General features: G+C 36.2%; 12 protein-coding genes and 1 tRNA gene. 10 read left to right on the top strand and 3 right to left on the bottom strand.

What is annotated here, in order from left to right; genetic code table 11:
• Window positions 1-274 precede the first annotated feature (274 nt).
• From LW139_RS18000 to LW139_RS17980, 5 genes are all read left to right on the top strand, one after another.
• Window positions 275-853 carry a hypothetical protein gene (locus LW139_RS18000; RefSeq protein WP_166541017.1) on the top strand — a complete coding sequence of 193 codons (579 nt, stop codon included), beginning with the start codon at window positions 275-277 and terminating at the stop codon, window positions 851-853.
• A gap of 155 nt (window positions 854-1,008) precedes the next feature.
• A complete protein-coding gene (locus tag LW139_RS17995; RefSeq protein ID WP_166541016.1) occupies window positions 1,009-1,407 on the top strand; it encodes a TIGR03757 family integrating conjugative element protein in 399 nt (132 codons plus the stop codon).
• Window positions 1,407-2,348 (top strand): TIGR03756 family integrating conjugative element protein, encoded by a 942-nt coding sequence (locus LW139_RS17990; RefSeq protein ID WP_166541015.1) that lies wholly within the window; start codon window positions 1,407-1,409, stop codon window positions 2,346-2,348. Before LW139_RS17995 ends, LW139_RS17990 begins: the two co-directional genes overlap by 1 nt.
• Before the next feature lie 6 nt (window positions 2,349-2,354).
• Window positions 2,355-3,776, top strand: coding sequence for an integrating conjugative element protein (locus LW139_RS17985; RefSeq protein ID WP_166541014.1), 1,422 nt, complete (start codon window positions 2,355-2,357; stop codon window positions 3,774-3,776).
• A 1-nt stretch (window position 3,777) separates the two neighbouring features.
• Window positions 3,778-5,289: a conjugal transfer protein TraG N-terminal domain-containing protein gene (locus LW139_RS17980; protein WP_247850327.1), complete on the top strand. Its 1,512-nt coding sequence runs from the start codon at window positions 3,778-3,780 to the stop codon at window positions 5,287-5,289.
• 103 nt (window positions 5,290-5,392) lie between these two features.
• Here the strand turns inward: LW139_RS17980 and LW139_RS17975 are convergent, their stop codons facing one another.
• Window positions 5,393-5,773, bottom strand: coding sequence for a hypothetical protein (locus LW139_RS17975; RefSeq protein WP_166541012.1), 381 nt, complete (start codon window positions 5,771-5,773; stop codon window positions 5,393-5,395).
• A gap of 897 nt (window positions 5,774-6,670) precedes the next feature.
• On the opposite strand from LW139_RS17975, the gene LW139_RS17970 reads away from it, so the two are divergent.
• The 5 genes from LW139_RS17970 (at window position 6,671) to LW139_RS17950 (ending at window position 12,092) form a co-directional block, all read left to right on the top strand.
• Window positions 6,671-7,564: an integrase domain-containing protein gene (locus LW139_RS17970; protein ID WP_247850326.1), complete on the top strand. Its 894-nt coding sequence runs from the start codon at window positions 6,671-6,673 to the stop codon at window positions 7,562-7,564.
• Between the two features lie 202 nt (window positions 7,565-7,766).
• Window positions 7,767-8,681, top strand: a complete 915-nt coding sequence (locus LW139_RS17965) for an ArdC family protein (protein WP_247850325.1) — start codon at window positions 7,767-7,769, stop codon at window positions 8,679-8,681.
• 282 nt (window positions 8,682-8,963) lie between these two features.
• The gene (locus tag LW139_RS17960) at window positions 8,964-10,172 is read left to right on the top strand and encodes a TraI domain-containing protein (RefSeq protein WP_247850324.1); all 1,209 of its coding nucleotides are present in this window, start codon (window positions 8,964-8,966) and stop codon (window positions 10,170-10,172) included.
• Window positions 10,173-10,536: 364 nt separating this feature from the next.
• Entirely contained in the window at window positions 10,537-10,998 is a 462-nt protein-coding gene (locus tag LW139_RS17955; RefSeq protein ID WP_247850323.1) for a hypothetical protein, read from the top strand.
• Window positions 10,999-11,129: 131 nt separating this feature from the next.
• Window positions 11,130-12,092, top strand: coding sequence for a tyrosine-type recombinase/integrase (locus tag LW139_RS17950; RefSeq protein WP_319800757.1), 963 nt, complete (start codon window positions 11,130-11,132; stop codon window positions 12,090-12,092).
• A gap of 197 nt (window positions 12,093-12,289) precedes the next feature.
• Here the strand turns inward: LW139_RS17950 and LW139_RS17945 are convergent.
• Both LW139_RS17945 and dicD read right to left on the bottom strand, forming a co-directional pair.
• Window positions 12,290-12,365, bottom strand: a tRNA-Phe gene (locus LW139_RS17945).
• Window positions 12,366-12,661: 296 nt separating this feature from the next.
• Window positions 12,662-13,234, bottom strand: a complete 573-nt coding sequence (gene dicD / locus LW139_RS17940; RefSeq protein ID WP_166539975.1) for a division control transcriptional repressor DicD — start codon at window positions 13,232-13,234, stop codon at window positions 12,662-12,664.
• Between the last annotated feature and the right edge of the window lie 175 nt (window positions 13,235-13,409).

The following is a 13,409-nucleotide window of genomic DNA, read 5'->3' as shown; positions in this document are numbered from 1 at the left end:
AAAGCAAAGCGTAATGACAAAGAGGAAAACATAATTTACAGCACATACAGAAAAAGAACCACTAGGGTTCTTTTTCATAAACTTTAATTTTCGGCTATACCACTTAAGGCGTCGCAGGAATGGAAGCCGTTCCATTAACCCTACCGGTTGACTTTATTCTAGAGAGTCAGGAATCTTTCTTCAATCTATATTTATAAAAACTTTTTTATTTGGCTATAATTACTAATTCTAGTAAGTATTTTTTAATAAACCAAAATTTAAAAAAGGAGTTTTTATGGATATTTCTTCTATATTAAGCGGGTTTAAAATTCTTATACCATTATTACCATTTTTTAAAAAAGTATTATTTTTTGATACATTTTTTTCGTTATCCAACAAAGAAAAATCCGAGGCTATAACATATCTAAAAGAGTGCGCTGATGAGCATGAACCTTTAGATAAGTATAAGCAAGAATTGATGTTATTAGATTATAAAATGTCAACAAACTATTTGTTAAATGATTATATCTTAAAGTATTTTATCTCTAATAAATTGAAAAATATTAAATTTTGTAATTCCATGTTTTTATTAAAAGACTTTTATAGTTATAATGATTTCAATGTCAAAACAAAAACTAAGATGATTATAATTCCTATCATTGTCCTTATGTTAGGTATTATTTTTGGATGTGGAGCTACATTTTTTGTGGTTAGTGAAAAGCAGTTTCCAAAATCTTTATTGGACTGGTTTTTTTTGGGAGGATTAACTTTAGTTAGCATTCAATATATATATTATTCTTCTTATACTTTATGGTGTTATTTTCATATGGTTAGAAAAGTAAAAGACTTTAATAATTTTATTTTAAGAAGTTAGGGAAGAAACTCTGTTTATAATTTATAAAGCATATAATATTGTTAGGTTCACTTTCTTCAGTATAAGTAAATCTATTATTCCCCAATTAACACTTCTTCACTGCATTTCCTGCCAATTCAAAGCACCCTATACCTTTTCTTTTTACAGGGTGCTTTATGAAACCACCAAAATTATTAATTCTATCATTAGTGCTTTCAACTCAATCAGTTGCATCAACAATAATCTACACTGATAGCAACACGCCTTTACTTAATACAAAAGATAGTCAAATCATCTATTTGGATGCACCTAATATTATTCAAAAACAATTATTTAATGATTTATCGCGTGATCCTAAGCAAGCAGAGCAGCAAGTGAGAAGTATTATTCAGTCAGCAGATTGGCAACAAAAACAGCAACAAATCACGCAAGCTTATCAAGGTGTTCTTCAGGCTTATGCATTAAAACTCGCGAAATATCCTGCGGTTGTTTTTGATGATCGCTATGTGGTTTATGGCACAACAGATGTTGTTCTGGCTGAAAAGTATTTCACTGAATTTTTGGAACATCAATAATGAGGCAATTAAAGCGATGTAGTGTTTTTGCGCTTTGTCTCTCTTTTCAACCTATATCAGCAAATGCGATTAACTCAGCTCAAATTATTGCAAGTGCATTATCACCACATTGTTTGGAATACAAAATTGTGGGGATCTGTTACTGGCTCTTCTGCACACCATTTGGATGCTCAGTAAAAACATCGATAAAAGTGAGTCACTATATTCCTAATGCAGTTGTTTCTAGTTACGACCAAACAGGGAGCAATCCATGGACTGAAATATCACCTTTAGGAGCAGGAATATCGGGCTTTGCTGAAGGTGGCGGAGCCAATAAACAAAAACGAGCGAGAAATAAAAATAACCTATATTTTAAAAACGTGGATGTGATTGGGCATCCTGCATTAGCGTCTCCTATATTTGGGCAATTTATGGGGCAAATAAATTATGCTTGCTCTAGCCCAATTAAAGCTTTTATGCCTTATTTTCTCAGTACACTCGATGGATTGATGTGGCGTTCTGGCTTGCCTGAATCTCTTTATCCCGAAGCGCTGATCCCAAATATACGTGAAATAGGCTCCACAGCTAAAGGCAATATGTGGGGCAATATTTATCCTCGCAGTGGTTTTGTGACACAAATAAATGATTACAAAGCCTCAGCGGTTATGGCTCAAAGAGCTGTTGATATTGTGTCACGAACAGGACAGCTTCATGTTTATCAACCGTTAATAAGCCATTCTTATCATGGATATTGGGCGCCAGAGTCTGTTACTGAAAATACAGGCACTCGCAATCATAAATGGCAAAGACTTTCACCTTCAGTTTCCTCTTCTTGTTCTACTTTTCCTGATAATGCTCAACCTATTGCTAGTGACGGCGGTTATGCATGGGCACTTTGGCAACCTTATAAGTGTTGTAAACGACGAGGCCAAATTTTTCTGTATAGCTTTAATTTTCAATAACAAGGAATGTGTATGAAAGATAAAAGCTGGCTTTATAGCTGTGTTGTGGTGGGATATTTTGCCTTGAGTTTTCCTGCTATCGCTACTTTTGAAGTTGATAGCCATGTTGTTAGCACTGACTCAAGTAAAGGCATGAAGGGGGCAATCAGTGATTACTTATTTTATACCATAGGCGGTGGAACGGTGATTTCACAACCGCCGAGTCACAGTAATATGCAAAAACTCAGTATTGGTCTGGGTTGGAATAGTGATTTAATGTGCGGTAATTTTGATATCAACACCACAGTTAAGAATCAGTTAAACGGTGCCACGCGTGGCTTTAAAGATATGATGAGTAATGTCATTAATAGCGCCACAGGTGCCGTTGCTAGCTTACCAGCCATGATTATTCAGCGTGCTAATCCTGGTCTTTATGAGTTGCTAACTAATGGTGTATTACAAGCCAGTGTCTCATTTGATAAAGCTCAACTCAATTGCCAAAAAATGTCGCAGAAAATGGCGGATTATGCCTATTCAAATCAATGGACGCAGTCTGCTATTGGTGAAGAGTTTAAACGAGTTGTCGCAACCACATCAGATGCAGTCAGTGCCGATAATCAATTGAAAACCTCAACAGGAAAAGAAGGGATTAGATGGATTGGTGGTAAAAAACGAGGCGGTATCGGTCAACCTGCGATTAAGCCTACTTATGATTTAGCAAAAGCTGGTTTTAATATTTTGAATAAACAACCCATCACAAGCCATCATCCAGTTAATGAGTCTGCTTGCAAAGGCTCTCTTTGCCGACGTTATAAAACCAGTGACGAAGCTGCCAAAGCCGTTGTGAGTGTATTGGGAGATAGGGCGATCCGCACTTGTTCTGAAACAAAAGAATGTCGTAGCGGAGGCGAAGAAAATAAATCAGGTACATCAACGGTAGGTGTTGGGTTCTCACCAATGCTTGAAGAAATCACACAAGAGAATATGGCTCTATTAATTAAGTTTGTGAATGGGCATTTAAAACCAAATTCGACAAATTTAGCACAATTAAAAACAGGCGATTTAGCGGTATCAAGAGGCGTTATTCAAGCGCTAAAAGAGGATCCTGATAATGTGGCATTAGTACAACGTTTGGCTGGTGAATTGGCGATGTCAGATACCATTGCAACGGCATTCGGTATGCGAAGAATGCTGATTGCAGGGCAATCAGAACCTCATGTAGCTGAGCATAAAATAGCATTAGAAGAAACAGATCGTCGCCTTGCTTTCCTCGATAGAGAAATTCTGGCATTAAAAAATGAAATGGAAATTCGTAAAGCTATCAGCAATAACACGTTGTTAATGGTGTTGAGCCGACAAGAGAGCCGTGATGCTGAAAATGGTGTCCATCAGCCCACCATACAAAGTGATAAGGCAATCCATCAGTTAAATCAGAAGGTAGATCATTAAGATGACGACAGAGAGTTATCTTGAGCTTGTATTACTTTTTATGGCATGGCTGATTAATAATTCATTGTGGATGCTCATCACCACAACAGGTCTTTTTGCCCTTCCATTAGCGATTAAAATTGCAGGGATTTGGTTAAAAGCACGAGAAGAGGGAGAGGATGAAGGTAATAAAGGGATTTTAGTATTATCACGTATGGAAAATACGCTCTATGTTGCGTTTGTTGTGATGATATTTTGCGCAGTTCCTCTGTGGGAAATCAATGTTTCTACATTACATTTTGACCGTACTCGCTCAACACAATGTAGTATTAATGTGCCGAAACCCGCAGATTCAGGGTATGGCGCGTTAATAGCAGAATTAAATGGCCAAACGGCAAAAGTGCCTTTGTGGTGGTACTTAGTTCATTCGCTATCTAAAGGCGTGACGCATGCAACTATCGCGACTATTCCTTGTAGTAATGATTTTCGCTTGCTACGTTTTGAAGTACAGAACACTCAATTAATAGATCCTATTCTTCGCCAAGAAGTACAAGAGTTTGCGACTCAATGCTATGCCAAAGCGTATTATAAGTTAAAAAATCTTCATTCTGGATTATCACCTCAAATAATGAAGGGTGCTAATTGGATTGGCTCTGATTATTTTTTGAATACAATCGGCTATTACGATTACTACACTGCAACATTTCCCCAACAAGCATGGTCCTATAATGAAAATCGAGATAGTGGATATGCCAATGTCAGTCGTGGTGGTTATCCAACGTGCAAAGCATGGTGGAATGCTACGACTGAAGGCTTAAAAAAGCGTTTATTGACTCACTTTGAACCACGCACCATTAATATGATGAAAGCCAAGTCACCTGATAACTGGGAGGAGGGATTATTACGTTGGTTGGTGAGCCCTCAAAGTATCCATTTAGCCAGTAGTGGTAACACTTATATGATGGGGAACCAGCAAGGGCAAAGCACAAGTATTGATACAGGAATAAAGCAGGCTATCAGTAGTTTAGGGACATTCTTAGCTCAAACGACACAGCTACCTGCTTTTGACGCATTACGCCAAGGTTTACCGATGATCCATGCGATTTTACTAATGGCTTTGATTATCATCATTCCATTGATTCTGTTGCTAGGTGTCTATGAGCCCAAAATAATTATTACACTTACTTTTGTGATGTTTGCATGGCTATTTGTGCCGTTTTGGTGGGCATTAGCCAGTTGGTTAGACGATAAATTGATTGAATTACTGTATGCGAGTTACAAAGGGTATCGCGGTGATTTTAATATTTGGTTAGCAAGTACCGGTTCTGATAGTTGGATCATGAATTTAGTGCTCGGCGCTATGTATGTCGTATTACCGCTTTTTTGGTTTGGTGCTGTAAGTTGGAGTGGAGTAAATCTTGGATTTGCGGTGTCTTCAGCCATTTCAAGTGGTTCAAAAGGTATACAACAAGCTGGTGCTCAAGGTGGCTCTGCAATGCTGAATGTGGTTAAAAAGGGTATTATGAAAAAATAATTATTTAATTTATCAGAATAATATGGAGCAAAAAGTAAAATAATATAATTACTTAGCTCCATTATTACCTACACAAAAATTAATCATAATGAACTTATAGATACTAACTCTTTATTAAAGAATACATACTTGCTGCATTAATAACACCAACATAAATGATTGCACCGCATAAATACATAGTTGCAATTCCAATAATTACTTTGCATAGGTAATTAACATTCACCTTGCTGTAATTTTTATGTAAATCGTGAAAAATAGCTAAAATAATTAGCGTAATAAAGACGACTACACCGCCTATAAGGATTTTATATTGATATGAATCACTTCCGAATTTGTCTTTACTAAATAAAGCGCCAAGAGATAGCATAAAGACAACAACCATAGAGGGGGAAATTAAAGATATCGTTCTTCTTAAAAACTCGAAGAAATCAGATCCATCAAAGAACCAAAAACTCTTTTTTTTCGTTTCATTAATATCTGTCATAAAACCTCTAATATAAATTTTTATATGGATAGATAAAATAGAATAAATTCATCGATTTTATTTTTAACATTAATAAATAATTATTCAAGAGGAAGTTTGAGTTAATATTTAATAAACTAAGTGAATATGTTCTATTGTTATTATTTTTTTATATATAATTTTGTTTGAAATATTTAATTGATGTTTTTTACTAAGGTTAATATAAAATATTAAGAAAATAATTTAACCTACCTACTAAGTATTCCTATCGTTTACTCTTCAAATATTACCTCGTTGTTTTTAACAACAGCCAATGCTTCAGTGCTCATTATTGCACTCGCGATTTGAAAGAAGCGCCTTAGGGCAATCGCAAGCTAACATCATCACTATCTGAGAGATGATACCTTTGGGTGATAACCGCAAGATAGTACAAATAATGAAGATGCCACCTGCACTATTTGAGGCACGTCGCTATGCCTAATGTAATAAAAGGCATAGGCAAAAGGGCAAAAGCTTATTAAGCGACAGGAACGAGGCAGCGTCACTTGTGTAAAAGCGTAAGCGATACCAAGTGACGCTACGCGCAAACAGCACGCTTTGGCTTATGGCATCTACTTTTTCAATGATAACTACAGCCTGACACACTCGTAGTGACAATATTAAGGACAACTCACTCGAAAAATTAAAAGAGAAATTAGCTCGGTATCGATGGCAATATCAGCGAAAGCTGATAGATGGAGGCAGTCTGATTTTATTTATCAGGACGGTTTATACCGCGAACAGCTCTGAGAGCTGGGGAGCCTCGTAAAAACTCAACTTATTGTCGCCCTGATGCACAGATACCCGCTAAAGTAAAATATAACCATGCCGTCAGGGAATTTTGTTTTATATATAAAAATATGATTGTGGAGGGCTTATTTGTCCAAATTCAACAAACAATTAACTACATTAGCAAAACAAGGTGGAGGGAGTTTTAAAACTGTTGCTGATCGTTTGAAAATAGCCTCTCGCTTTGCAGATAGAATGGGAAAACTGAATATTCAAATTCGTGATGTAAAACATATCAAAACAAACCATATAGAATTTTATATAAAAAGCCGGCAGGAAGAAGGCATTTCAAAAAGAACACTTCAAAACGAAATGGCAGGCATTAGAAATATTTTAGCGGTTGCTGGCAGAACAAAGCTTGCCTCACCTCGACATGAAAAACTCAGTAATCATGCGCTTGGTTTATCAAATGCGAGCCGTGATGGCACGAAAGTGGCTATTAGCGAAGAACGGTATTTATCTGCTTTTTATCATGCAGAAAAGCAAGATATGGGGGTTGCAATGACCATGCAATTAGCACGTTATTTCGGGTTACGTACTGAAGAGGCGATACAGTCAGCAAAGTCATTAAAAACATGGCAACGCGCTCTGCTACAAGGTGAGAAAAGTGTTTGTATTGTTTTTGGTACAAAAGGGGGAAGGCCTAGAGATACGACAATTATTGATCGTGACAAAATGTTATATGCCATCAATCAAGCGTTGAATTTAACTGCTCAATCTAACGGTAAATTGATTGATAAACCCGATTTAAAGTCTGCCATAGATCGCTATCGAAATGTTGTCAGAAATGCTGGGCTAACAGGTAAATATGCGCCCCATAGCTTGCGCTATGCGTGGGCAGTAAATGCAATGGAGTATCATAAAAGTAATGGAATGAGCGATGACGAAGCTAAGGCAATGGTATCCATGGATTTAGGTCATGGTGATGGGCGAGGGCGTTATGTTGAGCGTGTCTACAATAAACTTAATATTAATGATCAATAAAACATACTTGTTTATCGCACATTAAATTAATAACGTTTACCCGTTAATTCGTTGTTTATAACAACAGCCAATATTTCTGCAATCTGAAAGAAATGCCTTAGGGCGATTGTACATTAATTAAATCAACTTTCTTTATTTCAACCCAAATGGGAATTGCTTCCCCATTTGGTGGCAATTCCCTTTTTCTTAACAGGAATTGCCTATGAAAAAGGAATTAATAGGTCGTACATCCTCACAGCAAAACGATCTTTATCACATAGTGACAAATAAGATTATTGAAGCATTAGAAAAAGGAACAGAACCTTGGCGTAAAACTTGGGATACTGAAAATGAAGGGCTACCTGTTAATGCAGCAACGGGGCGACATTACAGTGGTATTAATGTCATGCTGTTATGGATAGGAGCGATTGAAAAAGGGGTTAATTCAAATCGATGGCTGACTTTTAATCAAGCAAAATGTGCAGGAGGTAGCGTTCGCAGAGGCGAAAAATCCACATTAGTCACGTTATTTAAACCTTTCACCGAAGATAGCACTGACAGTGAGACTGAAGATAAATTAACTCATTCATCACGCTGTTTTATGGCACGTTTCCATCTTTTTAATATTGAACAATGTGAAAATTTGCCAGAGACATTTTATTCTAAAAAGCCAGTTCTTCCTGATATTGAACGTATTGGTAGAGCTGAGAGTGTGGTGATAAGTAGTGGTATACCCGTGACACATAGTTATCAGGATTGTGCATATTATCATACGAAAAATGATCATATTGTTATCCCAGAAATGGGGCAGTTTCATTCAGTGGAAGATTACTATTGCACATTACTTCATGAATTGGTGCATTCAACGGGGCATACTTCAAGACTTGCTCGAAAAGGAATAATAACTCCATTATCTAAGAAAATGAGTAACCCAGTTTATGCTTTTGAGGAACTTATTGCAGAAATTGGATCTGCTTTTTTATGTGCTGAATTAGGTATTCAAGGTCATTTTCAACATGAAAATTATATTGCATCATGGTTAAAAATACTTAAAGAAGATCATAAAGCCATATTTAGAGCAGCGAGATATGCCAAGGAGGCATTTGAGTATTTAATATTAAATACGAATAAAAAATAATTATTATTTAGCTAAATAATATAATGACAATAGATCGAAAAAGGCTTCCGTTTTAGGAAGCCTTTTTATCTTTCGCTAACAGAGTCAAAAAACAAGTAGCTTCATACTGTTCCGCGTGCTCTATCCTGTGAATTTATCGTAATTTAATTAAAAGAAAATAGGCTAAAAATAGTATTTAATATGAATTTAATAATGGATTAATTTTTATATTAAATATAAGAATTTTTTATTTAATGATGTTATTTGTTTTATTAAAGCTTATTATCATAAATGGAGTTTTATATGTTAAATCTGAAATTATGTTTTCAGCGAATAGGTTTATTCAAAAGAATTAAAAAAGGAATAAATTCAGAAATTTCATCAAACACTATTTTACCAAGATCGTTAAATGATCTTCTCTTATCATCTCATCGTCAACAATTATTAAAGTCACTTTGGAATTCATCTTTTTTATCTCAAGAAGCTTATACTCAACTCTATAAAACACCATTAGAGCAATGTGTTTTCTTAATGCAACAGTTCCCATTAAGTGAAAAGGGAGCCTATAACTATTTAGGTGGAATGACTGATTACATGCTTGAAGTTGTAACATGTGCCTCTAATTTGTCTAAAAATTACATGCTTCCAATTGGTGCCTCACCAGAAGAGCAAGCTGAGCAAGGTACTGTATGGCACGCAGTTATCGTTTATGCCTCGTTGTTTTCTTGTGTGGAATACTTATGTCATTTTGAGGTTGAATTCAAAAGTGGAAAACGATGGTTTCCATTGCAGGAGGCATTAACGGAGCCTTATCGATTTCGATTTATCTCTGAAATATCACAAAATCAAATGAGATGTTTTGGCGCGATGCTCGCATGGAAAATAATTCCATCAGATGCAATAAATTGGTTAAGCCAACATCCTAAAGCGCTTGAGGCGCTATCAATGTATTTAACAGGGTTTAGAGAACAAACAGGTATCGTAGACCAAATTGTTTCTAAAGCGATTGCTTTAACACTTGCACCATTTCAATGTGAGATATCATTGCCTGAAAGCGATGTATTATCAGAAAGTATATCTCTAGAAAAAAGAGAACTAACCGTTATACCAGAAATGCAATTACCCCCTACTGATAATCAAATCATCGATATGGGTGATGTCTTTTGGCAGTGGCTCATTGAGGGTTGTGTAAATGGTTATCTCTCTATAAATCAACCTAATGCACAAATGCATATTATTGCAGGATATATTTTTATCGTTACTCCCAATATTTTTTATGTGTTTTTAGCTGAAATGAAATTGCCTAAACAAGATAAAAGTAAGCTTCAAAAAGCGTTTGAGAGACTGAAATATCATCGTGATGATCGAGGCAATATGTTTACTTGTCAGCTCTTTCAAAATGAATTATTAGAAGGGCAATTTAAAAAATTAAGTGGTTATTTAATTCCAGCAAATAAAATATTCACAAGCAATAATAAGCCTGCTGAAAATCCATTACTGGTTGTTGTATAAAGATTTTACAATGAATTTGCAATGTGACATTTGCTTATTAAATTGTTTGGTGAAATATCCATCAGCGATAGAAAATAATAATAGTAACTCCACTAAAACAGTCTTGCTCCCATTGATTAATCACGGTATCTTTCACTCGCACCTGCAAAATCAGGTGTCGGGATTAGCCTCCTGAAAAACTCTACCAGCGGTATATTTTCATATCGTACGCTTGATCGCATCTCAATGGTGGGTCGAGCGGGGGCATCATCAGATGCGCCGGTATCTGGTAGAACCGGTAAGGCTAACTCCGTTCGACTCCACCTCCATCGAGATTAGCCTCTCTAGTGGTGGATTGCTCTAATCTACCAGAGGATGCCTAAATATGGCAATGACCCTTAATCCAACTCATCCATTACTTACTATTCAGTTCGATTCCACAACAGATTTCACAACACTCGTTGATTATTGTGACAAATTTGTAGATGCATTAATTAATAGCGAAGAACTCTCCATTAAAATGGCGTTATGTTGCCGTCTTAACGTCTGTTTAACACTCTTGCAATCTACATTAGATGAGCCTATTCCTCCTCATTTGGTGCAGTGTTTTATTGCCAATAAAATACCACCAAGCCTTCCTCGTTTTGATTTTGAATGTACTGAGCTTTGCCAGCATTGCATTACGCTGACTCAATTTCTTGCAGAGTTAGGTTTCTCAAATGAGAAAGGAAAAAGTCTTATTTGGTTATTGAATGATTTAATTAATTACTTTGTTGCTGAAATGCGAGCACCTAGATGGTTACGTACTCTTAATGGAGTGGAACCTCTTGATAAGGTAATGGTATGACTTTTAAACAGGAGCAACAAAAAAGTCATCATTTAAAGTCTTATGGTTGTTATTTGATGGTTTGTTCGTTTTGTATCAGCGATAACAGCACCCATTGTCGTGTTTTACTGATTGTTGTAAATGAGCATGTTATGGATGACATCACTTTTGAGTTTCTTATTGAGCAGTATTTTTATTATAAATTATTACGTCCTACGACAATGAGAAGTTATCGTAAGGTTCTTCGTACATTTGAAGAATTTACCTCGTTAAATCCTGCTCAGATTGATCAATTAACAGTTCTACAATGGCGACATCTTGTTTTAGGTGACAATAAGCGCTCAAGTAGAACATGGAACAATAAAGTGACTCATATGAGAGCATTGTTTAATTTTGGAATAGAACAAGAATTATTACCCCATAAAAAGAATCCTTTTAATGGTACGGTGGTTCGTGCAGGGGCCAAAAAGAAAAAAGTTCTGACTAAATCACAGATGGATGATATGTACCGTCGAATGACACACTATCTAGAACTTGAAGAAAAGCAAGGTTATGGCTACGTGTGTGATGGGCGAAAAAATGCATTATATCCAGCGTGGTTTTGGATGACGGCAATGAACGTATTTCGTTATACCGCCATTCGCCAAGGGCAACTTCTGCATATTAGGTTGGGGGATATTAATCTTGAAGAGAAGTGGATCCATCTATGTGAGGAGGGCGCTAAAAATCACCGTGAACATCGGGTACCGATTGTTTCCGCATTATACCCATCACTAGAAAATTTAGTGAAAGAAGCACAAAAGGTAGGTGTAGAACTGACAGATCAAGTATTCAATGTTGGATGGTTTGATTTAATGAAAAGAAAGAAACATCCAAAGACGATGGGAGAATACCCGTTACGTTCATTTTTCAAACGCTTATCAGCGGAATGTAATTTCATTGTATCACCTCACCGTTTTCGACATACCGTCGCAACGCATATGATGCAATCACCAGAACGTAATCTTTATGTTGTGAAAAGGCTGTTAGGACATGCCAGTATTACATCGACATTAGAATACATTGATGAAAGTGTTGATAATTTGCGAGATATACTTGAAGCGGAATTGATGTGATGAAAATAACAGGAGGAGTATCAAGATTTGACAGTGATTAGGAAAGAAAGTAAAAGTTACAAATAAAAAAAAACAGCCTTGGTTTGAGCAAGACTGTTTAGTTTAAGAGTTCCAACATAAAGTGACAGTGTCAAATTATATTTTCAGCTCTTGATTGCCCTCTCAGTTAGTTAACTAACTGACGAACAAATGAAAGATGGTGCCCGAACTCGGAATCGAACCAAGGACACGGGGATTTTCAATCCCCTGCTCTACCGACTGAGCTATTCGGGCTAACGAGGCGCATTAAACCGTATTCAGCGTGATGCGTCAACGTCTTTTTAATAAAAAATGCAAAAATAAGTTTGTTTGCTTTCTTTTTATTCTATTCGAGTTTAAATTTTCATCATAAGCAATTTTTCAGTAAAAAACGCTTAAATAACAATCAGTAAAGATATTCACTTTTTTGCAGATCAAAGAGAAAACTTTCTCTTTTTTTGATGATTAAATTTGATTTTTGCTACTCAGCAGAGAGAAATTGGGTACAAGCAAAAAAACAGATCATTTTTCTCGTTTTCCAACACTCAAAACTAACTTAATGCACCATTTTTACGGCATTGAGCAATCTTAAGAATATCCTCAGCCAATAATTTTGCTGTAATAATATCATCAGCATGATGATTCACCATTAAACGGCTTAAACAGCCTTCTAAGATGAGTTCCATCTGTTTAGCAACTAACTCGCTGTCTTCGATATCAAGCTCGCGTAGTAGCGTTCTAGAGTAATCAAATGAGCTTTGCTTTTGACGTTGGCTTAATTGGTGAATTTGAGAGTGCTCATCAGGGTATGCGCTACATGCTGCAACAAATAAACAACCAGGAAAACGGTTTTTCTCTAAACGTATGACCAGTTGATCATAACGGGCAAGTAACTTTTGTTCGATAGTCAGTTCTTCATCTAACATCACTTGGCGTTGCCAAATATCAATTTGCTGCCCATGATGGCGAAGACAATCAAAAATTAAGGCATCTCTATCAGGCCAAAATGGGTGAAGTTGAGATTCATTGATACCCGAATCTTGAAGAAGCTCTGGTAAAGTTGCGGCTAAGCCGTATTGCTCTAGCTTGATAAGTACGTGGTCTAATAATGCTTCACGTTGCACGGAAATCTCCTTAAATCACGTTGTCGCGAAAACATCATAATTAGCAGACTTTAACTAAAAATGAAAGCAAGAGGCGACAGGGTAAAATGAAAATACCCCATCTTGCGACGGGGTATTTTCTTGTTTTTTTATTTCTTGTAAGCGCTAGGCGCTTTTTTGCAATGTTTTAATTTTT

The sequence above is a fragment of the Proteus vulgaris genome (genome assembly GCF_023100685.1).
Classification (GTDB): Bacteria; Pseudomonadota; Gammaproteobacteria; order Enterobacterales; family Enterobacteriaceae; genus Proteus.
The sequence above is the reverse complement of the archived record's forward strand: the minus strand, read 5'-3'. Positions and strand labels throughout refer to the sequence as shown.

What these genes read in the sequence shown, in the direction of transcription:
- LW139_RS17985 (WP_166541014.1), top strand. Translation starts at nt 2,355, where the DNA reads ATGTGTATGAAAGATAAAAGCTGGCTTTATAGCTGTGTTGTGGTGGGA.
- LW139_RS17965 (WP_247850325.1), top strand. Translation starts at nt 7,767, where the DNA reads ATGAAAAAGGAATTAATAGGTCGTACATCCTCACAGCAAAACGATCTT.
- LW139_RS17990 (WP_166541015.1), top strand. Translation starts at nt 1,407, where the DNA reads ATGAGGCAATTAAAGCGATGTAGTGTTTTTGCGCTTTGTCTCTCTTTT.
- LW139_RS17955 (WP_247850323.1), top strand. Translation starts at nt 10,537, where the DNA reads ATGGCAATGACCCTTAATCCAACTCATCCATTACTTACTATTCAGTTC.
- LW139_RS17980 (WP_247850327.1), top strand. Translation starts at nt 3,778, where the DNA reads ATGACGACAGAGAGTTATCTTGAGCTTGTATTACTTTTTATGGCATGG.
- LW139_RS17975 (WP_166541012.1), bottom strand. Translation starts at nt 5,773, where the DNA reads ATGACAGATATTAATGAAACGAAAAAAAAGAGTTTTTGGTTCTTTGAT.
- LW139_RS17950 (WP_319800757.1), top strand. Translation starts at nt 11,130, where the DNA reads ATGGATGACATCACTTTTGAGTTTCTTATTGAGCAGTATTTTTATTAT.
- LW139_RS17960 (WP_247850324.1), top strand. Translation starts at nt 8,964, where the DNA reads ATGTTAAATCTGAAATTATGTTTTCAGCGAATAGGTTTATTCAAAAGA.
- LW139_RS18000 (WP_166541017.1), top strand. Translation starts at nt 275, where the DNA reads ATGGATATTTCTTCTATATTAAGCGGGTTTAAAATTCTTATACCATTA.
- LW139_RS17995 (WP_166541016.1), top strand. Translation starts at nt 1,009, where the DNA reads ATGAAACCACCAAAATTATTAATTCTATCATTAGTGCTTTCAACTCAA.